Annotated in this window: 21 protein-coding genes and 2 pseudogenes; 5 read left to right on the top strand and 18 right to left on the bottom strand. The window is 55.5% G+C overall.

Annotation, left to right across the window (positions count from 1 at the left end; all coding sequences use genetic code 11):
- Positions 1-3: 3 nt before the first annotated feature.
- The 7 genes from tnpA to ACFY9W_RS03850 all read right to left on the bottom strand — a co-directional run bounded on the left by tnpA (position 4) and on the right by ACFY9W_RS03850 (position 7,358).
- Positions 4-267, bottom strand: a complete 264-nt coding sequence (gene tnpA, locus ACFY9W_RS03820) for an IS66-like element accessory protein TnpA (RefSeq protein WP_391125975.1) — start codon at positions 265-267, stop codon at positions 4-6.
- A 151-nt stretch (positions 268-418) separates the two neighbouring features.
- Complete coding sequence (locus tag ACFY9W_RS03825; RefSeq protein ID WP_391125978.1) at positions 419-2,407, bottom strand: UvrD-helicase domain-containing protein; 1,989 nt, start codon at positions 2,405-2,407, stop codon at positions 419-421.
- Positions 2,407-4,494, bottom strand: coding sequence for an AAA family ATPase (locus tag ACFY9W_RS03830; protein ID WP_391125981.1), 2,088 nt, complete (start codon positions 4,492-4,494; stop codon positions 2,407-2,409). The genes ACFY9W_RS03825 and ACFY9W_RS03830 overlap by 1 nt, the downstream gene beginning before the upstream one ends.
- 435 nt (positions 4,495-4,929) lie before the next feature.
- Positions 4,930-5,559: an HAD-IA family hydrolase gene (locus ACFY9W_RS03835; RefSeq protein ID WP_391125984.1), complete on the bottom strand. Its 630-nt coding sequence runs from the start codon at positions 5,557-5,559 to the stop codon at positions 4,930-4,932.
- Positions 5,560-5,628: 69 nt separating this feature from the next.
- Positions 5,629-6,123 carry a hypothetical protein gene (locus ACFY9W_RS03840; RefSeq protein WP_391125987.1) on the bottom strand — a complete coding sequence of 165 codons (495 nt, stop codon included), beginning with the start codon at positions 6,121-6,123 and terminating at the stop codon, positions 5,629-5,631.
- Positions 6,124-6,300: 177 nt separating this feature from the next.
- The gene (locus ACFY9W_RS03845) at positions 6,301-6,624 is read right to left on the bottom strand and encodes a hypothetical protein (RefSeq protein WP_391125990.1); all 324 of its coding nucleotides are present in this window, start codon (positions 6,622-6,624) and stop codon (positions 6,301-6,303) included.
- Positions 6,624-7,358, bottom strand: coding sequence for a metallophosphoesterase (locus tag ACFY9W_RS03850; protein WP_391125993.1), 735 nt, complete (start codon positions 7,356-7,358; stop codon positions 6,624-6,626). The genes ACFY9W_RS03845 and ACFY9W_RS03850 overlap by 1 nt, the downstream gene beginning before the upstream one ends.
- Positions 7,359-7,673: 315 nt before the next feature.
- On the opposite strand from ACFY9W_RS03850, the gene ACFY9W_RS03855 reads away from it, so the two are divergent.
- Complete coding sequence (locus ACFY9W_RS03855; RefSeq protein WP_391125996.1) at positions 7,674-8,063, top strand: helix-turn-helix domain-containing protein; 390 nt, start codon at positions 7,674-7,676, stop codon at positions 8,061-8,063.
- Between the two features lie 123 nt (positions 8,064-8,186).
- Here the strand turns inward: ACFY9W_RS03855 and ACFY9W_RS03860 are convergent, their stop codons facing one another.
- The 6 genes from ACFY9W_RS03860 to ACFY9W_RS03885 form a co-directional block, all read right to left on the bottom strand.
- Positions 8,187-8,585, bottom strand: a complete 399-nt coding sequence (locus ACFY9W_RS03860; protein WP_391125999.1) for a hypothetical protein — start codon at positions 8,583-8,585, stop codon at positions 8,187-8,189.
- A 118-nt stretch (positions 8,586-8,703) separates the two neighbouring features.
- Positions 8,704-9,705: a hypothetical protein gene (locus ACFY9W_RS03865; protein WP_391126002.1), complete on the bottom strand. Its 1,002-nt coding sequence runs from the start codon at positions 9,703-9,705 to the stop codon at positions 8,704-8,706.
- Positions 9,680-10,546 carry a hypothetical protein gene (locus ACFY9W_RS03870; RefSeq protein WP_391126004.1) on the bottom strand — a complete coding sequence of 289 codons (867 nt, stop codon included), beginning with the start codon at positions 10,544-10,546 and terminating at the stop codon, positions 9,680-9,682. The genes ACFY9W_RS03865 and ACFY9W_RS03870 overlap by 26 nt, the downstream gene beginning before the upstream one ends.
- Positions 10,546-11,448 carry a TniB family NTP-binding protein gene (locus tag ACFY9W_RS03875; RefSeq protein WP_391126007.1) on the bottom strand — a complete coding sequence of 301 codons (903 nt, stop codon included), beginning with the start codon at positions 11,446-11,448 and terminating at the stop codon, positions 10,546-10,548. The genes ACFY9W_RS03870 and ACFY9W_RS03875 overlap by 1 nt, the downstream gene beginning before the upstream one ends.
- 436 nt (positions 11,449-11,884) lie before the next feature.
- Complete coding sequence (locus ACFY9W_RS03880; RefSeq protein WP_391126010.1) at positions 11,885-13,813, bottom strand: Mu transposase C-terminal domain-containing protein; 1,929 nt, start codon at positions 13,811-13,813, stop codon at positions 11,885-11,887.
- 911 nt (positions 13,814-14,724) lie between these two features.
- The gene (locus ACFY9W_RS03885) at positions 14,725-15,090 is read right to left on the bottom strand and encodes a hypothetical protein (RefSeq protein WP_391126013.1); all 366 of its coding nucleotides are present in this window, start codon (positions 15,088-15,090) and stop codon (positions 14,725-14,727) included.
- A 215-nt stretch (positions 15,091-15,305) separates the two neighbouring features.
- On the opposite strand from ACFY9W_RS03885, the gene ACFY9W_RS03890 reads away from it, so the two are divergent.
- Positions 15,306-16,292 carry a LysR substrate-binding domain-containing protein gene (locus tag ACFY9W_RS03890; RefSeq protein WP_391126016.1) on the top strand — a complete coding sequence of 329 codons (987 nt, stop codon included), beginning with the start codon at positions 15,306-15,308 and terminating at the stop codon, positions 16,290-16,292.
- 19 nt (positions 16,293-16,311) lie between these two features.
- Here the strand turns inward: ACFY9W_RS03890 and ACFY9W_RS03895 are convergent, their stop codons facing one another.
- Complete coding sequence (locus tag ACFY9W_RS03895; protein WP_391126019.1) at positions 16,312-16,773, bottom strand: Rid family hydrolase; 462 nt, start codon at positions 16,771-16,773, stop codon at positions 16,312-16,314.
- Positions 16,774-17,053: 280 nt separating this feature from the next.
- On the opposite strand from ACFY9W_RS03895, the pseudogene ACFY9W_RS03900 reads away from it, so the two are divergent.
- Both ACFY9W_RS03900 and ACFY9W_RS03905 read left to right on the top strand, forming a co-directional pair.
- Positions 17,054-17,365: pseudogene (locus tag ACFY9W_RS03900) on the top strand (isochorismatase family protein); the annotation flags it as partial.
- 165 nt (positions 17,366-17,530) lie between these two features.
- Positions 17,531-17,911, top strand: a complete 381-nt coding sequence (locus ACFY9W_RS03905) for a helix-turn-helix domain-containing protein (RefSeq protein ID WP_391126147.1) — start codon at positions 17,531-17,533, stop codon at positions 17,909-17,911.
- A 14-nt stretch (positions 17,912-17,925) separates the two neighbouring features.
- Here the strand turns inward: ACFY9W_RS03905 and ACFY9W_RS03910 are convergent, their stop codons facing one another.
- Positions 17,926-18,159, bottom strand: a complete 234-nt coding sequence (locus ACFY9W_RS03910) for a hypothetical protein (protein WP_391126022.1) — start codon at positions 18,157-18,159, stop codon at positions 17,926-17,928.
- A gap of 157 nt (positions 18,160-18,316) precedes the next feature.
- On the opposite strand from ACFY9W_RS03910, the gene ACFY9W_RS03915 reads away from it, so the two are divergent.
- Entirely contained in the window at positions 18,317-18,658 is a 342-nt protein-coding gene (locus ACFY9W_RS03915) for a hypothetical protein (protein ID WP_391126025.1), read from the top strand.
- A 446-nt stretch (positions 18,659-19,104) separates the two neighbouring features.
- Here ACFY9W_RS03915 and ACFY9W_RS03920 read toward each other — a convergent pair whose 3' ends face one another.
- From ACFY9W_RS03920 to ACFY9W_RS03930, 3 genes and pseudogenes are all read right to left on the bottom strand, one after another.
- Positions 19,105-20,475 carry an MFS family transporter gene (locus ACFY9W_RS03920; RefSeq protein ID WP_391126027.1) on the bottom strand — a complete coding sequence of 457 codons (1,371 nt, stop codon included), beginning with the start codon at positions 20,473-20,475 and terminating at the stop codon, positions 19,105-19,107.
- 277 nt (positions 20,476-20,752) lie between these two features.
- Entirely contained in the window at positions 20,753-21,676 is a 924-nt protein-coding gene (locus ACFY9W_RS03925; RefSeq protein WP_391126030.1) for a LysR substrate-binding domain-containing protein, read from the bottom strand.
- A 118-nt stretch (positions 21,677-21,794) separates the two neighbouring features.
- Positions 21,795-22,751, bottom strand: a pseudogene (locus ACFY9W_RS03930) (dicarboxylate/amino acid:cation symporter); the annotation flags it as partial.
- Between the last annotated feature and the right edge of the window lie 122 nt (positions 22,752-22,873).

Raw genomic sequence — 22,873 nt, forward strand, 5'->3', positions numbered from 1 at the left:
CATTTATGCGGAAGAAGCTGTGATATTGCTGTTGCTCGCTGCGTCGGCATCCGCGTCGGCGAGCCGTTTAGGTGCAGCCTTCAGCGGGACAAATGCCGGCAGCGAAGGTGTTGCGGTATGGTCTCGATAGAGCGGCAGCCATTTGCGGATGACGTTGGCATTGATGCCGTGGCTGATGGCGACACTGGACACCGTTGCGCCAGATTGCAGGCATTCTTGAACGACTTGGGCTTTGAATGGTTTTGGATAAGAGGTTCGTTGGCGCATGGAAATCCTGGCGATAAGGGTGATCGCGTCCGCTAAAAAATACGCGGACACCATCACCCTTAGTGCTGGAGTTCGGAAGGTGAGTTCGCCGGACGCTTACTGTACAGCGATCGCCGCAGTATTCCCGGTGCCCCACATTCAGGAGCGTAGGTTAGTGACTCACTCGCGCACCGAGCTCATTGATCACCCATCCCTGCGCTTCGAGCGCTGCCCTTCGCTCAGCTCTCGCCTCTCCTTCACCCAGTGCACTGGTTCGGACAGCCAAGCACAGCAAGTGCTTAGGCCTGGTCATCCCGACATACATGAGCATCCTGTTCTTCCGGTAAGTCACCTGATGTTCCTTCTTCACCAGCGGCTTGCCCTCCAGCCAGGGCAACATCATTTCCAGGACATGCTGTCCACTGAACGTTTCCACGATCAGTGTCGCCGAATGAGTCTTGCCTTTGACGGCGTGCATGGATGACAGTTGGACGTCGACGGGGTCATGTGCACCTTCGTCGGATCGGTATGTGTTGATGGTTTCACGGGGTATCTCGAACTCGTCCGTATGACGCGGCTCTGTCCACGCCAGGTAAGCCTCTACCTCGGGTTCGTTGGAGATCGCCTCGCCAGGATGCAACTCTGCAATTAGGCGCTTAAGTAGCACGACATGCCTCTGAACCCAACGCTCCTCTCGCAGCGGATGGACATGGAACAAATAGAGGTAGATGCCACGCTGGTAGGCCTCCAGAAGCGTCGTGTTCAACGCCAACCCGCGCTCTATGAAGCGGTGAAGCCTTGTCCTGATCTGGACAGGTCTCCTCAAGCCTGCACGCTCAGCCAGCTGAAGCAAACACTTGGCGATCATTTCAACGCTTTCGTGTGCATGACCGCTAACGGCCAGATGCGCTCTCGCCCTGCGAATACCTTCAACGAATGTTTTGGGCGTAGACCTCGAGCTATTGGCATCTGAGCGATAGGCGCTCCAGTAGTGCTCCAGAGCTTTCGGGAATTGCTCTTCCTTGTATTTTTTCAGCCGGTGAACGGCGCCAATCGCATGCACCCCATCCTTGCGATCCGAAACAGGTAGGCACCGGGAAACCAGCTGCGCAAACGCATCGAGAACGCCGCTCGTATCGTTGTCAGGGAAGACAAAGATCGTATTTGGACAAGCATCGTCGGCCCTGCCCCTCCCGATCAATCCCCCGGCAATGGGAGCGACTGCGAAGTTGTTCGCCAAGGAAGCAATAGCCTGGTTGAATCGAAAGCTGGTGGAGATATCGATTGTCTCTCCATGAGGAAAAGCGCCATCGGATTCACCGTCCCCATCGAAGATCTGCTGATTGGGATCCCCAACCCTGACCACGACTGTATTCACGGCATCGCGTGGAAACACGTGGTTCAAGAGCTGATTCTGCACTACATCCGTGTCCTGCATCTCGTCGATGAGCACACAGGGGAACCGAGCTTGCAGCGACTGAGCGACATTCGGCTCCTGCTCAATCATGGCATGGCCGAGCGTGAAAACCTCGTCATAGCAAAAGTAACCTTCCGAAGCGGCAGCGCCCATGGCTCTCCCTAGCTTTCCGTATGAGGGAGCCTCGGGTGAGCAAATGTAATGTACGCCCCCAAGCGGATTCGAAAAATCAGCCGTTTGAAGACGAAGATCAGCAAGCCTTTTTTCCTTTCTGCCAAGGAAAGTCTCCATATTTCTCCGCTCGTGTCCCAGCGCCCTACCCCTGGCACGCCCGGTCGCCTCGTCATCGATCATTACCAGCGGGTGGCCATTCGAGCGCAGCCAGGGCGACGCCAAAAACCGCATGACAAAACCATGGATGGTGTCGATGAAATGGGGGTATCGCAGCAGCCTCTGGCCAACCTCCGTGGAGCCCAATCGACGCTCGATTTCCTCGCGGGCCGCATTGGTGTGCGAAAGCACACAAATCCCCTGAGTACGGCTACGCCAGTGACGACCAAGGATGGCGAGCTTAGCAACCACTAGGGTGGTCTTGCCGCTCCCTGGGCATGCCGCCACATCAAGCGTATCGAGACGTTTGAGAAACGCCTTCCGAGGCTCATCCAGATCGCGCAGCGACATAAGCCCGCTCACCCATTCGATGTCTGCATCCGTGATTGGCGGTACAAGATCCTGGAGCCGCATTACGCAGGTTCCTCTACGCCGGCTGCTTGTACATCGGCCGTGGTTGCAGGAGCTGCAGGTGACTCTGGTGATTGAGCCAGGAGAGGGCCGCCTGTGGCGTAGTCGATCGCTTCGACGACATAGGTCGGTAGCGCTGTACGCAAGCTCGCCTGATCGAGCTCACCCTCATCAACCGCCAGTTGCAACAGGTCGACCAGATGCTGTGCGGTGATCGACTTGGAGCCGGAATCCACAAGACGGTAGATCTCCGTGGCACGCTCCTCGACGCTGGCGTACCGAGTCTTGAGGGCCTCCAGCGCCTTGCTTGCCCTCTCGAGGACTTTCTCCCGAGTCAACTTACGCTCGTTGATCTTGGCGTCATGCAGAGCCAGCACGGCGGCTCGATGTACCCAATCCATGAGTCCCCCGACAGCCAGGTCGTACTCAAGCGTCCAATGATTGGCCACGAAGGTTTTCACGTTCTGGCCATCGCCACGTGTCCGTTTTTGCCGATGAGCCGCTAGCTTGGGTTCTCGCTCCACATCAGTCGCGCCGAAGTCGCTCAGCATGCGCCACCGGCGAGGCGCCGGCTTACCATTGGGTCTGCGCTTGTTGGGGTTCAGCCCCATGATGGCTGGCGCGCAATCAGGCATCACATCCATGTCGGTGATGCAGGCTGTGGGGATCTGAATGATGCCTTCAGACTCATCGGCGCGCTGCATGATGTGCGCATACCGACGCAAACCGACCCCGCCGACATTAATGATCGATACACCATGCTCGGTCAGGTCGCGCCCAAGCAGCCCGGCCAGCGCCGGCAGAAGAATCGCCTCGGCATCCCCTTCAACGATGAGCAACCCCTTGGCAAAGAACAGGCTGGCTTTGGTGACATCCAGGAAACGACCCAAAAACCGATAGTCATCAACCGACAGCTGGGTTCGCCCCTGCGCCATGGAGAACGCGCGCTGGCCTTGAATGAGCACCAGTTTTTCCAAGGCGATCTTGGAGCTCAGGTTGGGGCTGTGCGTTGTCAGAATGACCTGGACGGGTCTTGTCTGCACTTGTTCTTGAACGTGTTCCTGAGCTTGGGCTTGAGGCTGCGAGGCTCGCTCCAGGAACTCCATCAGTCTGAGTTGGCGCTGCGGATGAAGGTGCGCCTCGGGCTCTTCGATCAGCAGAAGTGGCAGACCATCTGGCTCCTTGCCCAGCAGGAGGAGCTCGCAGGCCATGAACAGCAGATTATTGGAGCCCAGGCCGTAACTGCCCTTTGCAAGCCCCGAGCCCTTGTCCAACAACCCCAGCTCAAGGCGCTCAAGAATCTGTTTGAGCTTTGTGGTCTCACTGCCGCTATCGCCGAAGCCGAGATGGCTATGAAGTGGCTGTCCCGCTAGTGACAGAGGTTCCAGGTAGCGTTCGTTGATCGTCGCTTGGGCAACCCTGATTGCTCCGTGGCCTCTGACGAGCTCACGCATGTAATCGCCCATGCCGGCAATACTCAGGCCAGAAGCCTCGGCTGTTGACTCCGGCGGAGCTGTACCGACGTAGGAGTCACCGGTTTCGATCCCCGGAAAGCTGGACAGGACTTGGGACAAGCGAGAGTTGCGACCCGGCGACATCTCACGTTCAGCATCGCGCAACGGCTTCAAGTACGCGGTAGCCAGTAACTGACGAGCTCCAACGTCCAAGGCAGGCCCTTCTCCGCGCGCGCCACAGCGGACTTGGATGTCGACCCAGCGACGTGACGCCGTCGGCAACGCGAGTCGACGTGCTGACCAGTGCACATGAAGCTGGCCCACGCCACCCGCAAAGGTTACGTACTCAGCAAAAGCTCCGAGTTCCAGCGTAGACAACCCGGACAGCGTGCAAACCAGAGTGATGTCAGTCGCAGGTTCGCCATTCCCTGCGACATGGAAGTCTTCGAGTTCAAGGCGCAGGAAGTCGGAGTCACGGGTCTGCAGGACGTGCCGGATCGCGTCGATCACTGCGGTCTTGCCGGCATCATTCTCCCCTACAAGCGCAGTGACGCCCTCATTGAAGTGAATGACAAAGCCTGGAGTCAGATCGCCAAACTGGCGGAAATTACGGATAGACAGCGCTGAAAGGTACATCCCCACTTCTCCCTAAGCCTGGCTTCTATCGGCCTCTGGGCTTCCAAGCCGAACGCAATGTGACTGGCTATATGCCACAGACTGGGGCAAGGCGCTATCCCGAGCAACGGGTAGCGGTAGCGGGGAGCAGTGGCGACTACACCTTAAACCTGGAGTTTGGTCGCCACCTTAATCGGTGGAGGCAGGATCAGCCCCGCCACCCTCGACAGGGCGGAACCTCTCCAGGACAGGCCAGAGACAGATCTGGTGATCTCCCATTGCTCAGGAGCACAAATGTACTCCAGGCCAACGGTGGCACCACGACAATGAATTGAGCGGTGTCTGGGTGATTTCTTTCTCCACTCGCTCCGTTCGGGCTCGCATCGGAGAAGAGAGTGGCGGCTGCCTCTCTGGCCCACTGGCCCGGGGTTGACCGCGAAGGAGCGGTTTGAAGGCTCAACCGTTGCTGATGCCTGCAACAAACTCACGAAGATCACAAATGCGACCCGCCTCACTACGATCCAAATGGTGGCCTTCGATGCCGACTGCCCGGGGGCCATCAGCATCACATCGTCGGGAATCTCCGATCATCAAGACTTGAGGCGCATTCGATCCTGGGAGTTGGCTCGGTGCAACCTCGAGTTGGGTGCAGATGTGCTGGTACATGGCCACATCAGGTTTCATCAGCCCAACCTCAGCGCTGAGCGCATAGCCATCGAGCCCCGGCAGCAAGCTTCTGACTGCCGGGCAGTAAGGGCCGCCCAAGTTCGAGCACACACCGATTCTGATTTTACGGTGTCGCAGCAGTTCGATCGCTGGCAGCGCATCTTCAAAGGGTGTGATCGATTCGATTTCGTCGTCGAGACATCTTTGAAGCTCAGCGAGTTGAATGGAGGACAGCTTGATTCCAAAAAAATCTGCAGCCTCCTGCAACCCACAGGCGTTGGTCATGATCCAGCGAATGTCATCCGGTGAAGAGCCGCGCCCCTGCTGGGAGCCCAAGCGGAGAAGCCGCCGATAGGGGTTCTGCCGGTTTCGAATCTCCAAAAGCGTACCGAAGAGATCAAAGATTACGGCTGCTGCCATTTATTGCTCCTCATCAGCAAGCACTCAAACTTCAAACAAGCCCCGCCGCGCTGCAGTCCAGGCTGGCAGTTACTGCACAACCACTCCATGAGCAGCAAGATCGTTTACCAGCGTGCTCCTACGCAGCATTCGGGGAATTGTAAAGAGGCTTCTGTATGCATAGAAGAGGCACACAGGCGTAAACAGTAGCCCGACACCAAAAGTCGCTGTTGCGATGATCAACCCCGCTGGAATTGCCGCCACCGCGAACACGATCCCTCTGAGAAAGCTGGATTTAGCAATCTGCCGCAGGTGATCAAGGTCGTATTCGACCTTTCCATCTGACTTTTGAAACGCTACTAGAACGATGGTTTTCTTGTTCAAATGCTTGTAGTACCAAGTACGAGGCTTGTCAGTGACAATCGCTCCGTGCCTTTTCAGATAGTCCAGCATGCAAACTTCTTTGAAATAGAAGGTCTTCCCTTCACTGTCTTCGCACCGAACCTGGCTATAGAGCGTATCAATATCAGCAGCGTTTTTAACATTGTAATTCTTGACTGTAAGCTCAATTCGTTTCAGAGACATGCATTTTCCTTAGTGCATTTAAAAGGCAACGTGAATACGAGCGCACACGAAGCCGTCCAGCGGGTTCTGTCAGCGGAATATTCAGAACTCTAAATCCGGGGTGCTCGCCGCGTCTGGCCTAGTACCACAGCTTGAAAGCGCCTTCAGGCTGGCTAGTGAGACAACCCAAGTGGATGCTCATCCCGGGTCGCTTAGCTCGCTAGCGATAACGTAGTAATCTTTACCACTTAGGCTGCGCATTAGCTTAAACCCCGCCCTTGTCTCAACCAGCTGAAGTGGAGGGGTGGCAACCGTCATTCCATTCGAGCTTACGTTGGACTGATCGTAGTAAACGAGCGCGGCGTAGCTCTGCCCTGCCCTTGCTGCGTTGACAAGGTAAGCGTCTACCATTACACCCCAGGAAATGCCCTGTGCCTGAATGACTTCTGAGGGAGGATCGCGCTCGAGCTCTATCGGCTCCACGGCGTGGTCAAAAAAGTGCTTCATCGCCGAAGTGGCCATTAGATTTGGATCTCGAAATAAGGGTCAAAACCGGTGCTCTCCCCAGGGTAGCCAAGGGGGTTTGAAATCACCCGGCAGCCGGCCAGCTCAACATCTGTAGCCTCATGCGTGTGACCGAACACCCACACATGGGCCTTCTCGATCAAGCGCGGCCAGTCGTTGGTGTACGCTGCAGTAAGATGCCCTTCATGCTGCTCACCAATCACCACGGGAGATGGTGAGTGATGGGTCACCACTACCGTTTTGCCGTCAAATGGTCGAGCAAGCTCTTGGGTGAGCCAGTCCTTGGCGATGCGGTTCCGGGTAATCAGGTCGTCCGTTCGAAGTCGTCTGTAGTTGGAATCACATCGAATGTACTTAAAGTCGTTCATGCACTGCCTAGCGGCACTGCTAGCCGCGACCCAGTTCCCTGTTGACGTGAAGTCAGTCCATGCTGTGCTGCCGAGGATTCTGACATCCCCCAGAATCAGCGATTCGTTTTCCAGAACATGCACGTGGCCGGCCGCGGCGTCCTTCATCTTCTGCAAGGTGCGATCAAGGTGCCCATCGTAATATTCATGGTTCCCTGCGACGTACACGACCTGGGAGGCGAACGTCTCGTTGGCCCATTGGACGCCCCTGGCCTTTTTGTTGATGTCGCCGGCGAGGATTACCAGGTCAACCCCGGCGTCGAGGGGCGGCGGGTCGAAACGGCGGAACTCGGCGTGGAGGTCTGAGTAGATTCTGATTCGCAAAACGCTGGCCTTGAAGCTTTAGCTATAAATTGACGCAGCTGGATCACAGGGCGCATGCGTGCCGGGACTACCGGCGCAATGGAGCGGAAGCATCCCGGTCTTCACATCCTCGATCAGAACAGCGCGCAAGCGTGCCAGCCAGTTCGTTTCACAGCACTATATTGCATGGAGTCGAACCGCGCAATATGGCTTTATCCTCGCATTTGGATATTCCAAATGTCGTTGAGAGAACCGCTGGCCGCAGTCTTGAGGCTGACACGTACCGCCCGAAACCTGTCTCAAGAAGACTTTCATGGCAGGGTCGAAGCTCGACAGATGAACAACATCGAGCGCGCGAAAAGCAGCCCTACCCTGTCCTCGCTCGAAGACATCGCCATTGCATTGGACGTTGATCTTGTAGCGCTCGTGGCCGTGGCCAGCGCTCATGTCCGTAGCCAGACCCCGAGGGAATTATTGAAAGACTTGGCCGGCGAGATCACTAAGCTTGAGAAGCTAGGTGTCCTGGGCAAGCTCGACGGCGAGTTCACCGACGGCAAGCTTCAGTCAGTTCACGGTCGCATTCGATCAGGCGCTGCCAATCGAGCAGCGGTGCTTCAGTGCAAGGCTGAGGGAAAGACGCAGAAGGAGACTGCGGAGCTGCTGGGGCTTGCCAAATCGACGGTGAGCAAGCTGTGGAAGACGCCAGAGGGTGGTTTGATTCAGTAAAGGCGCTTGGCCCGATGCTACGGCGTCAACCATCTTGCGAACCCCTCATAGAGATTAGCTAGGCCAGCACAGCCTAACATTAGTCAAGCAAGCTGGTGGGATCCCATGTCGGGACGCTCGGGCTCAGGCGTCAAAAAAGTTGACGACACCGGAGTCAACCGCACTATTGAAGCGACCTACTAGACGATCCAAAATCCGGACAAGCTGGCTCGAATTAATTACCTGGAAACTATCGAGCTCGTTGAGCACTGCATAGTCCCAATCATAAAACATATGGGCCATAAGTACACCGGCTTTTGACCAGTCAAACGTATTAGGCCTAGGGTACCTGCGTGTTTCAAGAGATAACTGGTACGCATCAGTCTGTACCTTGCGCTTCGCTAAAGGTATGTCCCCTGAGGCACTCCTGTACAAATTTTTAGCTGCTGCTGAGCGAATAATTTTTTCCTGAAATGCGAGCTGTGCGAGGACGTGCAATTTGCAACGTGGCAGACCATAGCTGAAGCTGTATGAAATGATCATGCCAGTTGCACTATCAATCAAGAAACAGACTGGCGTGATAGCGTAGTCGTTAGCGGGCACCGTACGGACGCGCAAACCGGGAGCCCAGTAAAGGGGTATGAGATATTTATACACGCGCTTACTTCCAGCTTTTCAAAGAAGCCACGCCCAGAAAATCAGTGCTGTACAGCTGTAGCATTGTACGAAGGCCCTGCGACAAGTTAATCCGTCGCCACAAAGAAGATCCCGACGTGCTCAGATAAAGGTCATGATCTGGCCGAGCATCCGCAGCTTGCTCGTCGGTAATCCACCCCAACAGCAGGCCTACCAGATAAAACGCCCGAGCGCGAGCGATCGCCGTTACGCGCAATGGCAACTGATGAAACAGAGCAATCCCGCTTACATTATCAAACTCGCTACTCGACTGAACCCTAAACTTAAGCACTGACGTGTAATCGCCCACGACCTCGGCCGTCAGTGTAAGACGAAGAAGCGTCAACAGAAAGTGTTCAGCGTTACGCTGCACTACCTGATCATGAGAACCTTTTATTAGTTTATCTGCGCGTTCAACGACCATTCTGGCAAGTAGCTGTACTTCCCTGTCCTTCTCGAGCCATTTCGTTTCCCGCTCCAACTCATGACCGCGCGCGCTGTCGTATTCGAAAACATCCATCGCAAAATCCACTGAGTCATGCAGATAATTCCCAGCACTACGCAGAACACAGCCATGCACCTCACAAAAGGGCTTCAATAAGTATCGCCAGCTTTTGAGATACACTGGAAAGCCCGTTGCCGTCACCGATTCTTCCATACAAGCAAGGCAGTAATCTGATCGAAAGTAGATTGGTATGATTTGAGTCTCAGAAGGACGGAACATGGATTCGATCCACTCCATCGAGATCTCATAGCATTCTGCAAACGCCTTGACCCCTGGTAGACTGAAATCAAAGTCATAGTCATTACCTCTGCCTCCTAAAGCTTCGATGTAGGGCGCGCGGAGCGTTGAGCTTTCCCATGCGTCGGAGGGCATGCTCCAAAGCGCTCGCACTTCAGGCTCAGGCTTGACCTCACGCACCCTGTACATCCAAGACGAAAGCGTTTCATCAGGATAAGGCTCAGGTATAGAGAAACTGGAGGACATAGTTTTCGTACTCATTTAAATCATTCGTCGTGCTGAGTGTCGCCACTGCGCCTTGCTGATAAAGGAATTGCTCTACTAGCTTCAGCCTGAGAGACCTATTGACGTCCTGAATATCTAAGCCAAATTGTGGTTCAGGGGCTCTAAGGCTCTCTGTAGTAAGGCTGAGCGAGTACTCACGATTCAATCCCTCCCATAGGCGCCTCGCGAAGTCATGGTATTCTTCATCCGTCAGCCGCCGCCTAAAAGTGTAGCGGCGCCAACCAAGTCGCAAGTACCTGGCAAACCTATTTTGGAGTAGAGCACTGCGCGTTGAGATTACAAATTTGAGATCTCGAATTTCTTCTGTGAGAAGACAGATAACACCGAAAACCGTGTCATAGTCCTCAATATCACTTGCCAATACATCTAGATCATCGACCAGAATCATTTTTTGAGATGCGAGCGACAAAGTTCGTACCAAATTCGGCGCCAACACTCTCTTTTTGGGATGGTACTTGCGCCTGACATGGAATGCATCAGACAAATGATCCAAAAATTCAGATCCGCCGATATACATATCACCCTGCAGGAACTGAATGCTACTAGGGTGACGTTGATGCAGCGTTCTGAATAACGTTGTGATGCCGCATCCTGAAATACCATCCATCAGCATCACGTTTGCCTCTGTACTTGCCTCTGTTTTTGTATGTGCCTCTGCCTTTGATTGAGGGAGTGGGTCTCTGGGGCAGATGGATTGTTCTAAAGTCTTGATCATGTCCCGCTGTTCCGCTGAAAAATACGGGAGGACGAAATCGTCCTCCAATACTTCCCGAGCTAGAGCTTTAGCTTGAGAGGGCGTCATTACGCGCAGTCCTTCTCCATGCTCACGTCGTGCAGGCCCTGCAAACTCGTTCCCAGCTCCATCGACATAATGGCTTCTACGTCACGGACATGCTTCAGGGTGATGCGTTCGGTACCGTCTGCGATCGCAGCCCAAGCCGATGCCTGCAGAATCTTGACGATGTTGTCGGTGATCCCCAGCGACTTCTCGACAATGGCCAAGCAGAGCTCCTGGTCACGAAAATCCGTCGGCTTTTTCAGGGGCAGCCGGTGGATATAGCTGAACACGAAATTCCGAACATCTTGGCCATTCGACCAAGTTTCCAAGTCGTGAACTGCATAACGACGAGCGAGTTGCGGATCCTCCCTTAAGAAACGGGCGGCGTCAGGCACACCAAAGGCGAATACCGACAGGCCATAAGTGGAACCTGAGAGGTTCTTCAGCAGCGACAGGTTGACCTTTCGCTGGAAAGGCGAGAGCGTAAGCGCATCATGTACCTCATCAATAACAATGGCTTTGATGTTCTGGCTCTTGATGAGATGCTGGAGATCCGGACTGATCCTCCGAGACTGGCGGGCTCTCCGGCTCGTGTCCAACCCCATCTCGGCAAGTATCAGCTCCTTCAGACCCATATTGTCCGCGTTTTGGTGCATCGTTACGGTGACAATTCGGTTCACAGAGGTGATATTCCTGCGCCCAAGCTCCTCGATCATGCTCGTCTTTCCGACGCCCCCGTTACCCAAAACCAACAAGCAAGGGGCAACAACCTTCCTTGGCATGGACATAATCATGTCCATCTTTTTGAACAACAGCTCGGCGGAGGAGTGCGGAACGAAAAAATCTTTCAGGCAGGACATAGCCCGATCATGATTGCTCAGTTCAAATAGTTTGTGGCAGCTGAGGTGCACATGAGAAAGATCCATAATTTATCTCCAGATATATGTGTAATAGGTATTGATGATTACAAGGCACGCTGAAGCCCAAGCTATACCTTTGAACTAAAGTTTTAGGCTGTACTAGTAAGTTGCCGGGCTTATTTTTGTAGCACTCTGTAGCGCCCTGCAGATGCGTTGACTAGATGCTTACTAATTCTTATAGTTATTCTGTATCTAATCAGCAGCATGGGCTGCGCAAGCAGGCCGAATAGGTGATAACCACGATCTTAAGCACCCTGCATGCAGGGTGTAGAAGTTGGAAAGTAACTATTGTGGTTTCTTTACCTCACACTTGTTGATTGGATCGGGGATTTGGAATCTGATTTTGAATTCTGGGACTGGGTTTGGGGTGAGTCTGGGACTGAGTCTTGACTGAATCCCAGTCTGAGGCCTAGTCCCTGTCGTTCATCAGCTCAAGCCAGCTTCAGTAGAGAGTCGGTGGCGCATCAAAGTCGATCTGCTCTGCCACGTTACTCCTCGAAAAGCCGTGCCAGGAACGCTCCGAGGCCTTTGGCCCTCCCCCAACAGATCGAAGTGCTGCACGCCCTTTCCGAACTTTGGAACCTTCGGATTTGGGATTTGTGGTGTTGTTGGGCGTTTTGGGGTTTGCGTTGCTGGCCGGCTTGGCAGTTGCAGCATTGTCAAGGAAGCTATCCAAGTGTTCCGTTTGATCCCTAAGCTCAGGTTCGGCTTGCGTGGTGACTTGAGACCTGGAATCAAGCGACTCGGTATAATTCCGCTGATCGCGTTTGCCTGCCGTTTTGGCAGCTTGGCGTTTGCTTTGAGCAGTCCGCCGATACTCTTCTTGGACGATTGCATTGCCCAAAGCAAGAGACGCGGTCGCGTCAGCAGAGTAGGTGCCATCCCGCTCACCCTTCGCCTGCCGCTCAACCCTGTACAGGGCATAGTCGTGGCTACGCCGCATCTGATTTCTGTACTCTGGTATACTTACGTAGTTACCATCTCCTTCAAGGTCTACGAATATCCTCGAAAGATCATTTGGGTCGTACTTAACTACTAGTTCTTCTCGCACTTTGTTCTGCAGGCACGGTGCATAGTAGAACCGTCCGTGCATTTCGATCCCGCCTGCGCGGATGAGCTTCGGCCTTTCTGGGTAAAGTGCGTACCGAAATCCTTCATGCAAAGAATCGTCGATCTGACGAGGCTGTGAATGCTTCCCAAAATGCTCATCCCACTTTTGGGAGGGAAACATCTTTATCGCCGGATGCTTGCGATCGTTATAAGCATGAATGGCACAGACGAAGAACTTCCTAAGTGCAGTGATAGAGATGGATGCCCTAGCCACACTGTTCTCATCACCTCGCTGCTGTGTATTGGAATAGGTTGTCCCCCTCAAGAAATGGATATGAGATCGCATCATCGTACCTATCAAGCGCTCGATGTGCCCTCCCTGATGTTTTTTACCGACGTCACGGTGTTCAACTCTCACACCAAAACGTTTTAACCTCGCCTTCAGCACCTCTGAGCGAAACTCAGCCGCATTATCCGCGTGTATGACCTCGGGCACGCCGTGCATAGGCCAGACGCTTGCATCCAGCCCAAGACTGGCGAGCATGGCCGTTTTGGGAAGGACGCAGTTCTCGATCAGCATCGCTACTGTTACAGAATTGGGCGGAAGTAAGCTCAGGTAAAACCCGACAATCGCCCTCGTATGAATGCAGATAGCAAAGCTAACCCAAGGGCGATCAATCACCGTCCGATCATGCTCATCCACGACAATCATGTCGACACGGGTATGGTCGATCTGAACCCATTCAAGCGGGCGAGACGTAACCTTGTACCCGGGGCGAGCCTCGAAGATGTCAGCAGCATCAACCTTCCCTAGCTTCATGTTAGCCAGGAACCGCTTGCCCTTCTTCAAAAGCCGCCGTCGTACAGCATGATAGCTAGGCCGTTTGAGACCACGCTCGTCAGCAAGCATTTGGGCGGTCACCCAAACACGTTCGATGGTTGCTGCCTTCCCTGCATAGGCCTTGATGGAGTCAACGATCAACTCCTCAAGTTCTCCCCCAAGCTCGGACGGCGTCGGACGACGTCCGGGCATGCTGGACGTAACGGCACTTAGATCACCGCCACGTGCCCTCACTCGCCGGATAATTTTATGGAAGCCTGATGGCTTCATACCGATCGCCCTCGCTGCATCAACAGCGCTGATTTGACCGGAAAGATAAAGCTTAATCGTCGGAATCCGGTCGCTGGCAAGATCGAATCGAGCAATGGTCTTATCCGAACTATCCAGGTTTAGCTTTGAGCTCGATTTGGATTTTGCGACCAGCACGGGCGCTATCGTTGGCTGACTGTCTATTTCAGATTTTTTATTGCGATTTGTCATTCCGCCTACCATTTGACGAGTTGCCATTGGTAAATGGCATCTGCCCGTTGGTTATGGGTAGTGGTTATCACTTGATGGTTTTTAAAGAGCGGCACTGCGAAAGCCGAGCTAGTTTTACTTCCTAGACCGGCAAGGTCAAGCCCCACTCCGAAGAGCGTGAAAGTTGAATTAGTCATATATTGACTGGCAATTTAGGCGATTTTATTTTGACCGCTGTCAACGCCTAAAAAAATACTGGGGGCCCGATGGCGTCAGGCTTTGATGGGTTGAGCTGGGCTTATGAGAAATTTGCCAAACGAGACGAATAATGGAGTATTATTATATATATTGACAAAAATCATATCTATGCCTTCGATATGTTCTCAGTGATCTCGCCACATTCGCATCGAAATCACAAATCATTTTTGTGCAAAATTTTTCTTTAGACTCTATCTTCTTGGCCAGGACGGCAAAAAAAGCGTAAGGTAATTCGGACACTTTCCGCAGTTTGCGCGGCTAATGCGGACACTTTCAGTTGGATCTACCAGTTAAATCGGACACTTTCTGGAAAAACTTTGCAAACAACCTGGACACTTTCCGTCAAAAAGTGTCCTGAGTGCAAATTGGAATGCTGGAGGCCATGGATTTCGGGGCTTGCGGGGAGTGTCCACGATTCGCGAAGGTCACATTCAGCGATCGCCGGTTCCCTTCCTTATCTCTGCTAAACGCAGATGCACGACGCGGCGGTTAATGCCATCCCCGATCTTTCCTCCCTACCATCACTAGCGCCCAAAAAGCGCAACCAGTTTCGCTGGCAACCTCCAAGTCTCCGAACGCCTGAGCGAACTCAAGACTGAGTGCCAGCCGTTCATGAGTACCTGGTACGTTGCGGCCCTCGCGGGCGTCCATCCTCACGCCTTTTCAATTCGGAGTTAGTTGAAGGGTCGAAAAAATTCAGCCAAGTCAGAAACGCCATCATTGAAACGCTTCAGCCTGCCGTCCTTCAAGTAAACGGACACCACTACAAAAGGCGTGTTCAAGCAGAAAAATGCCAATATACCCCACGCTCCTTTGCCAAGCAGCAGCATCGCAGAACCCACCAGTATCACGGCCGTTACGAGCAAATAGGCAATTCTCAGTGGGATATAGCTTCTGCGATCCGTATCGATAATCCTCATGGTTTTACTCTTCATTTTTCTCTGTCTACTATAAGCGTTTTTGGCTCTCCACTGCCTGAGAGCATCAAGCGCATCAAATTTCTTCGGACGCACGATCAGGCGACAAAGTTGAGAAACCAACGCCTGCGCATCCTCTTGATACTCCGCGCGCCCTGGTGGAGCCAATTATCAGGTGACCCCTGCTCTTCCCACCCGGCAATGCAAGGGCATTTCAGCACGTGATATACCTCGCCCGCCTAGCAGCGGGCTTTCTTTTGCCCGCACTCCTGGCATGCGCCAAACCACACCTTGGTTGGCTAAGCACCTTCTCGTATCATCAGCCCTCCCAACCTGGAATGATTTTCGTGAAGCCGTCACCTGGAAGTGCACAGCCCATCCCTGAAAATGCCAACGGCCCGAAGTGGGATGTCGGCGAAGCTGTCAGTCAGCTGTCCTGGGACGACTTGCGGATCATCAAGACACTTAGTGACTGTAGCAACCGTGCCGCCACCGCGAAGAAGCTCGACATCAATGTGTCCACGGTCTCGCGCCGTGTAGCGCAGGTTGAGAAGACGCTTGGCGTTGCACTTTTCGATCATCGCAAGGCGGGGTATCTGCTGACTGCCGAAGGTGCTGAGCTGCGAGCTCTGGCCGAGCGAGTCGAGCTGGACATCGTCAGTGTAACTCGCAGGGTTTCCCGTGCCGGCCAAGGCCCGCTGGGGAAACTGCGAATCACCACCAGCGATTCGCTGTTGCTGTACTTCCTGACGCCGATCATTGCAGACTTCAAATCTCTCAATGAGGGAGTCACCATTGAGGTGCTGGTTGGCAACCAGACGTTGAGCCTGGCCAGGGACGAGTCGGACATCGCGATACGTGCGACCACAAAACCGGCAGATACGCTTGTGGGTCGCAAGCTCGCCAACATCGCCTGGGCGCCATATGGCAGTGTCAGGCAGGCGGCGATTGCCGACCCCTTCGCTGAGGGGCGGTCGTGGGTATCCTACTCGGGAGGCCTGTCCGGTTTGAAGGCAACGAGCTACGTCGAATGTCGGGTGCCCCCAGAAAATATTTCTTACCGCACCGATTCCGTGGCGGCAGCCAGCGCCGCTATTGCGGCGGGCCTCGGTTATGGCTTCCTCCCCTGCATGCTGGGCGATATTACCCCAGGGTTGGTTCGGGTCGGGCCAGTGGTGCAGGAGCTCCAAGATGAGCTGTGGCTGCTTACCCACCAGGACATCAGAAAGTCTTGGCGGGTGAAAGCATTCATGACATTCTGCGCGGCTGCCGTGGCCGACCTCAAACCGCTGGTCGAAGGTCAGCAGCCCAACCCGGCTTCTTAGTCGAAACCGGGAAAGCCGGTCACTTGGTTTGGGCGCCGACCACAGCACGGCACACGATCTCGATCAGCTGTGGACGCTGGGCGAGCCGCGACACACCGATGATGTTGCTGGCCGCCTGCGGGCGCTCGGTGCCATAGGCCTCCTTGCGCACCTTGCCGACAACGGCAAAGGCCGCGTCCATGTCCAACACATACAGCGTCTCTTCAACGACATCCTGCATCGTGGCGCCATGCAGGGCCAACAACTTGGCAATGTTGTCGTAGGAAACCCGCATCTGTTCCCCCATCGACGAGAAATCGCTCGGACGACCGTCAGCATCCAGTGGCGCCGGCGCCACCAGATTGCCATCCTCGTCATGGTTGAACTGGCCCGAGATGAAGATCTCGCTCCCAACTCGCCGCGATTGCGGGTAGCCATAGCCCTCCTCCCATGAAACGCCCCAGTAGGCGGTGTCGTCGTTGAAAGGTCGTGAAGCGGCCATTGGATTCTCCTTGGCGAAAAATGGATCGACGTGATCCGACTGGCCGAGATCCTAGCACCGGATCGGACGCCATCTGCGGCGCATTAATGCGACTCCAAGGGCGCAAAAGTGCGCCACCGCTTCGCTCAGTGTTTCGCTATCTTGTGCTGGCACTCGGCGACGAACCGCCGAAAACTCTCGCCACCGTTCAGCAATAGGGAAGAACAATGAGCAATCCACACACTGAAGTCCTGACCCCGCTCAACAGCCAACTGATCTTTATCGATCAGCAACCGCCTCTGCCATGCACAATGCAGGCTATGAGATCTACATGGTTGCCGACGCTTCCGGTGGCACGACCAAGGAGGCTCACGACTACGCCATGCAGCGCATGATCCAGGCAGGGGTGGTGCCAGTAACCTGGCAACAGGTGCTGCTGGAGTGGCAGCGCGACTGGAAAAACCGCGACACCTACGATGCAGTCATGGAACTGGTCAAAGAGCATTCGGGTGCCTACGGCATGGGCGTCGACTATGCCTACACCATGGTGCACAAAGCACCAGAGCGCGTTCAGCACGGCCCCACCCTGGCCCCTGTGGCCGCATCTATCTGAGGCATCAGCCCAGCCTTGGTTTCTGATCAACAAGCGGGGGCTGGCACAATCTGACCCGGGTGACCAATCGTGACGGGAATGTTTCTGAAGCCTCAGAAGAGGCTTCAGCGAACCGTGCTGCCCGGATCAAACCGTATTCAGGTTTTTCAGGATGAATTGATCCCCATGAACAGTGCTAACGGCATCGTTATAGCCACCGTCGCGATTAAGTCGACGGGGCGGCTCAAACCCTGGCAAGTCACAACAGCCAAACAGATAATGTTGGCTCATCTGAATACCGGCATATCGGTCACCGCACTTGCCGAAGCATGCGGACTGTCGCGCAGCCATTTCTCGCGAATGTTCAAGGAATCCACACAGGTCTCTCCGCAGCAGTGGTTGCGTGAGCAGCGGCTCAGGAAGAGCAAAGAATTGCTGGAGGCTTCGACGCTGATGCTCGCCGAGATCGCCCTGGAGTGTGGTTTCTACGACCAGCCGCATTTCTGTCGGACGTTTATGAGATCTGTAGGGATGACACCTCAGGCATGGCAGCAGCAGGCCATTTAGCAGGGTCAGCTTTGCTATCCCTGTACTACTAAGCAAGCGCCGCAAGCACCTTCCTGGCTATTCCGACTTGCACAGGCGTACTCCGCTTCCGCCCGAGTGGGGTAGTTCAAGACCAGCCGTGTTTTGCCATGCGTATCGTAGAGGTCATAGCCAGCACCGATGGCAGCCGGGACACCTATGCGGCGAGGGAAACGCTCTCTCTCTTGGGGCATGGCGGGGATTACAACAAAGCGTGTCTGCATGACCATCCCTCTTCGTAGCAGTCCTTTAGTATTAGTCCCACCCTGTGAAAGCATCAAGGCAACTCGTAGTGGATTGGGCTTGAAATGTCCCGGGATGTCGAAAGCTCCCGTACAGACGAAACGGTCTAGGCTGTCCTGATGGAGATGTAATAAGGAGGCAAGGATGCGACATCGCGGAGCTGTATTTTGGGCATGGGCCGATCCAAGCCTGCTACACCATTCCCATGAGGAAATACTCGTGGACGTAGCACGGCTGGATGTCCAGGTAAGGCTTTCCCGTACCGGCGACACACAGTTGTTCATTGGGATTTATGAGCGCTCTGGCTTAGCCCGGATTGAAGAAGCTTACGCCAAGCGGCCTGGAGAGACGGTCACGCGGGCGATGGTATGGGGAGCAGACAGAGGACGCTCCCTGGCTGATATCGGCAAAAAGGGCAGCGATGCAAGCTCCCGCCAGAAGCTGAAAGAGGGTGATGTCCATGACAAATCAGATTTCAGAGCTTGATGCGCACCTGGAGCTCCTTGCCAAGATAGCCGACGAGCTTGAACAGCAGGTAGCGCCTTGCCCCACTACTCGACCGCTGCTGATCGCATGGCTAACTGAATGGATTCGAAGCCCTGAAGCGTTGAGCGAAATCACGTATGAGCTTCACCGCCTTCCACAAGTGTTGAAGTCGGCGTATAGCGACTGGAATCACCTGGGGGCGGCCAGTAAGTCGCCGCTACCAACTGCTTAGACCAAGCGTTACGCTAACTGCTGTACAGCAGACTGCTGATTGGTCGCAAGGCATCAAGCACACCCCACGCCAGGGCTCCAGTCATTGACTCACCAGGACACGAAGCGAAGGCTTCTTCATGCGAACCCGCAGCTGACCTGGCAGCACATGCAGTACCGGGTAGTGTGATCGTGAAGATATCTGGGCAGCCGGCAGCGGCTGCCCAGGCATTGGCTCAGCCGCTTGCGCTTGAGTAGGCTTGGCCGCCGCGCAGGCCGGTGTTCTCCTCAACCGCGCCGGTGCCGTCAAGGTAGCCATGCTTACGCAAGTCAGGCATAAGCACGGCAGCCAACAAGGTGATGGCGCTCATGGCCGCCACATAGTAGTAGAAGTACGACTCCACTCCCGCGCCCCGCAATGACAGCGCGACGTACTCGGCCGTGCCCCCGCACAGCGCATTGCCCAGAGCATAAGGTAAGCCTACCCCCAGCGCGCGCACAGTGGCGGGATACAGGTCAGCCTTGAGCACGCCGGTCACGGGCGTGTAGAACGCTGCAATCAGCAGCCCGAGCATCACCAGCGCAAAGGCCTCGTACGGGTTGCTAACGCTTTTCAGGCCCGTGAGTAACGGCACGATCAACACGCTCGACAGCAGGCCGAAAGCAATCATGCTGTTACGAGAGCCGATCCGGTCAGCCATCATCCCGAACACCGGCTGCAGGCACATGAACACCACCAAGGCGGCTGTCATGATGAAGCTGACCGTCGAGGGGTCGAAGCCAGCCGACACCACCAGATACTTCTGCATGTAGGTGGAGAAGGTGTAGAAGTGCAGCGAGCAACCGGCCGTGATGGCAATGGTCAGCAGCACGGCTTTCTTGTGTTTCATCAGTGCCTTGATCGAGCCGGCTTCCTTGTGTTTCGCGCCTTGGGCATGGGCGGTCTCAAGCATCGAGCGGCGCAGGTACACCACTACCAGTGCGCTGACCGCACCGATGAAGAACGGAATCCGCCAGCCCCAGGCCTTGAGCTCCTCGATTGGCAGCACATTTTGCAGCACCACCACCGTCAGCAGCGCGAGCAACTGGCCGGCGATGATGGTGAAGTACTGGAACGAGCCAAAGAAGCAGCGCTTGCCCTTGCGGGAAATCTCGCTGATGTAGGTGGCCCCGGTGCCGTATTCAGCACCGACGGAAAGCCCCTGCATCAGGCGGGCTACCAACAGCAGGACCGGAGCTGCCATGCCGATGGACTCATAAGTGGGCAGTACGGCGATCATCAGCGAGCCGCCACACATCAGGAACACAGAGATGATCATGGAGAACTTGCGACCACGGGTGTCGGCCAGGTAGCCAAAGATCCACCCGCCCAAGGGGCGCATGAAGAAGCCCACGGCGAAGATCCCGGCGGTGGCCAGCAACTGTGTGGTCTGGTCGCCCTGGGGGAAGAACAGGGCCGCGAAGTAGATCGAGGTGTAGGCATAGATGAAGAAGTCGTACCACTCCACCAGGTTGCCGGAGCAGGCACCGAGAATGGCGCGGATCCGTTGGCGGTTGGTCAGGTTATGGATATCAGGCGCAGCGGGATTGTTATTGTTGGCGTGCATGGGGCAACTCCAGATCTAAGGCAAACGCAAGGCAGGAACGACAGCGTCGGTTTACGTTCGCTTGATCGGTTTGGAGTCGTGGTGGGAAAAAGCAGGCGGCAAAACGCAAGGCGATGAAACGCGCATCATGGGGGGTACCTTCTGGGATCTATTATTTTACAAGTCAGCGAAAGCGCACTGGCTTTTATTCCCGAGAAAACTACGCCCTCCCCTGGATAGCGGCCAGACACGCTAACCTCTAGCAGCTATGCCGGGATTGAATAGCTTGGCTGCTGCATCAGAGCATGTGCCCGGCCCAGATACCTTCGGCCACAAGCTCCGAGGCAATGTCGACGAAGGTTTGGCCAACGTAGCGGGTTGCCGGGCTCACCTGGCGATCGGCCGGCAGCACCAGCACCAGTTTCCGCATGGGCGTGGGGTCGACCAGCGGTGCCGCGCACAATGTGCCGTCGTTCAAGCGCGAGTAGATCGACGCCAAGGGCAACGCGGTGTAGCCAAAGCCATTGCGCACCAGGTCGATCATTGCGCCGAACGAATCCGCCTCGACGCTGGTGGTGATCTTGAAGCCGCGCTCCAGGGCACATTGGTCCATGATCTTGCGCAGCCCATGACGGGGGCTGGGCAAAACCATCGGTTCACTGGCCAACTGTGCGAAAGGGATCGCTGTATCGAGGTTGAGCCCCGAATCGGCAGGGCCAACCAGTACCAGGTTCTCCATCATCACCGGTTCGATGCGCAGGGTATGTAGCGGTTGCGGGTCGTAGGAGATGGCGAGTTCCAGTTCGCCCCGCTGCAACCAGTCCAGCAGATAGCCGCTGAAGGCCGATGAAAAGCGGATGGAGAGGTCCGGGTGGGTGTCACTGATGCGCTTGACCAGCGGCACCGTGACGATCTCGGCGATTGTCGGCGTGGTACCGATGGCGACCATGCCGCGAAAGGCCGCCCGCCCGCCGGCTACCGAAGTACGAATGGACTCCAGCTCGTTCATGATGCGGGTGGCCCGCTCAAGTACCTCCAGCCCCGCCGCGGTGATTTCCATCCCACGCCCATGGCGCTCGAACAGATAAACGCCCAGTTCCTTTTCCAGCTGCCGAATCTGCCTGCTCAATGCCGGTTGCGCTACATGCAGCCGGTCCGATGCCTTGCTCAAGCTGCCAAGTTCCGCCACGTGGATCAGGGTTTTAAGTTGCGTTACGTCCATTGATCAACCACTGGCAGGGAAAGGGAAGCCGCTGGAGCGGCGTATCAGGCAGTCTAAAGACAGCGTCCGGCAGCAGCTATAGCATTTGAGCATAGCAGTTAGAACCTGCGCGCCTGGCTCAAGCCATTGACTTATCTGCTTGCGGTTGAGGAGCGCGCGGCGTTGCCTGCTCCACGCCCGGTTCCTGCAACTCCCCTTCCCATTTGGCCACCACCGCAGTGGCGATCGAGTTACCCACGGCATTGGTGGCCGAGCGCCCCATGTCGAGGAAGGTGTCGATGCCCAGAATCAGCAGTAGCCCCGCCTCGGGAATATCGAACTGAACAAGCGTCGCGGCAATCACCACCAACGATGCCCGAGGCACCCCTGCCAGCCCCTTGGAGGTCAGCATCAAGGTCAGCAGCATCAGGATCTGCGTGCCGAGTGTCATCTCGATACCGTACGCCTGGGCAATGAACAGCACGGCAAAGGTGCAGTACATCATCGAGCCGTCGAGGTTGAAGGAGTAGCCCATGGGCATCACGAAACTGGAAATCTTGCGGCTGACGCCAAAGCGGTCCAGAGCCGCGAGGAGTTTCGGGTAGGCCGATTCGGAGCTGGCCGTGGCGAACGCCAGCAGAAATGCCTCCTTGATGAGTGCCAGCAAGGCGAATACCCGTCGGCCCAGGAACATCGCCCCGGCCAGCACCAGCAACACCCACAACAAGACAAGGCCCAGATAGAAGTCGCGCATGAACACGGCGAACGTGGCCAGGATCGACAAGCCATTGACTGCCACCGTGGCAGCCATCGCCGCCATCACAGCCAACGGCGCCAGCTTCATGACGTAGCCGGTGATGAGCAGCATGGCCTGCGCCAGTTCATCGGCCAGGCGCACCAGGCCTTTGGCTTTTTCCCCCAGTGCCGCCAGGGCCACCCCGAAGAACAGCGAGAACACCACGATTTGCAGGATTTCGTTGTTGGCCAGGGCCTCGGCGAACGACCTGGGTACCAGGTGGGTGACAAAGGCCTTGAGGGTAAAGGCCGAGGTCTGCAGCGAAGTGGTTTCACTCACGTCCGGCAAAGGCAGCGCCAGTTGTTTTGATTCGACAGCGGCACCGCCGCAACCGAGTGCACAACCTAACGGCTTCGCCACCGGCCCATAAGCGCTGCATGTGTCTATCAGCTATGCCCGCTTTCTATAGAGGCAGCCTCCCC

The organism is Pseudomonas sp. NPDC008258 (assembly GCF_042956345.1).
Taxonomy (GTDB): Bacteria; Pseudomonadota; Gammaproteobacteria; order Pseudomonadales; family Pseudomonadaceae; genus Aquipseudomonas.

What these genes read in the sequence shown, in the direction of transcription:
- tnpA (WP_391125975.1), bottom strand. Translation starts at nt 267, where the DNA reads ATGCGCCAACGAACCTCTTATCCAAAACCATTCAAAGCCCAAGTCGTT.
- ACFY9W_RS03825 (WP_391125978.1), bottom strand. Translation starts at nt 2,407, where the DNA reads ATGCGGCTCCAGGATCTTGTACCGCCAATCACGGATGCAGACATCGAA.
- ACFY9W_RS03830 (WP_391125981.1), bottom strand. Translation starts at nt 4,494, where the DNA reads ATGTACCTTTCAGCGCTGTCTATCCGTAATTTCCGCCAGTTTGGCGAT.
- ACFY9W_RS03835 (WP_391125984.1), bottom strand. Translation starts at nt 5,559, where the DNA reads ATGGCAGCAGCCGTAATCTTTGATCTCTTCGGTACGCTTTTGGAGATT.
- ACFY9W_RS03840 (WP_391125987.1), bottom strand. Translation starts at nt 6,123, where the DNA reads ATGTCTCTGAAACGAATTGAGCTTACAGTCAAGAATTACAATGTTAAA.
- ACFY9W_RS03845 (WP_391125990.1), bottom strand. Translation starts at nt 6,624, where the DNA reads ATGGCCACTTCGGCGATGAAGCACTTTTTTGACCACGCCGTGGAGCCG.
- ACFY9W_RS03855 (WP_391125996.1), top strand. Translation starts at nt 7,674, where the DNA reads ATGAACAACATCGAGCGCGCGAAAAGCAGCCCTACCCTGTCCTCGCTC.
- ACFY9W_RS03860 (WP_391125999.1), bottom strand. Translation starts at nt 8,585, where the DNA reads ATGATCATTTCATACAGCTTCAGCTATGGTCTGCCACGTTGCAAATTG.
- ACFY9W_RS03865 (WP_391126002.1), bottom strand. Translation starts at nt 9,705, where the DNA reads ATGTCCTCCAGTTTCTCTATACCTGAGCCTTATCCTGATGAAACGCTT.
- ACFY9W_RS03870 (WP_391126004.1), bottom strand. Translation starts at nt 10,546, where the DNA reads ATGACGCCCTCTCAAGCTAAAGCTCTAGCTCGGGAAGTATTGGAGGAC.
- ACFY9W_RS03875 (WP_391126007.1), bottom strand. Translation starts at nt 11,448, where the DNA reads ATGGATCTTTCTCATGTGCACCTCAGCTGCCACAAACTATTTGAACTG.
- ACFY9W_RS03880 (WP_391126010.1), bottom strand. Translation starts at nt 13,813, where the DNA reads ATGACAAATCGCAATAAAAAATCTGAAATAGACAGTCAGCCAACGATA.
- ACFY9W_RS03890 (WP_391126016.1), top strand. Translation starts at nt 15,306, where the DNA reads ATGATTTTCGTGAAGCCGTCACCTGGAAGTGCACAGCCCATCCCTGAA.
- ACFY9W_RS03895 (WP_391126019.1), bottom strand. Translation starts at nt 16,773, where the DNA reads ATGGCCGCTTCACGACCTTTCAACGACGACACCGCCTACTGGGGCGTT.
- ACFY9W_RS03905 (WP_391126147.1), top strand. Translation starts at nt 17,531, where the DNA reads ATGAACAGTGCTAACGGCATCGTTATAGCCACCGTCGCGATTAAGTCG.
- ACFY9W_RS03910 (WP_391126022.1), bottom strand. Translation starts at nt 18,159, where the DNA reads ATGGTCATGCAGACACGCTTTGTTGTAATCCCCGCCATGCCCCAAGAG.
- ACFY9W_RS03915 (WP_391126025.1), top strand. Translation starts at nt 18,317, where the DNA reads ATGCGACATCGCGGAGCTGTATTTTGGGCATGGGCCGATCCAAGCCTG.
- ACFY9W_RS03920 (WP_391126027.1), bottom strand. Translation starts at nt 20,475, where the DNA reads ATGCACGCCAACAATAACAATCCCGCTGCGCCTGATATCCATAACCTG.
- ACFY9W_RS03925 (WP_391126030.1), bottom strand. Translation starts at nt 21,676, where the DNA reads ATGGACGTAACGCAACTTAAAACCCTGATCCACGTGGCGGAACTTGGC.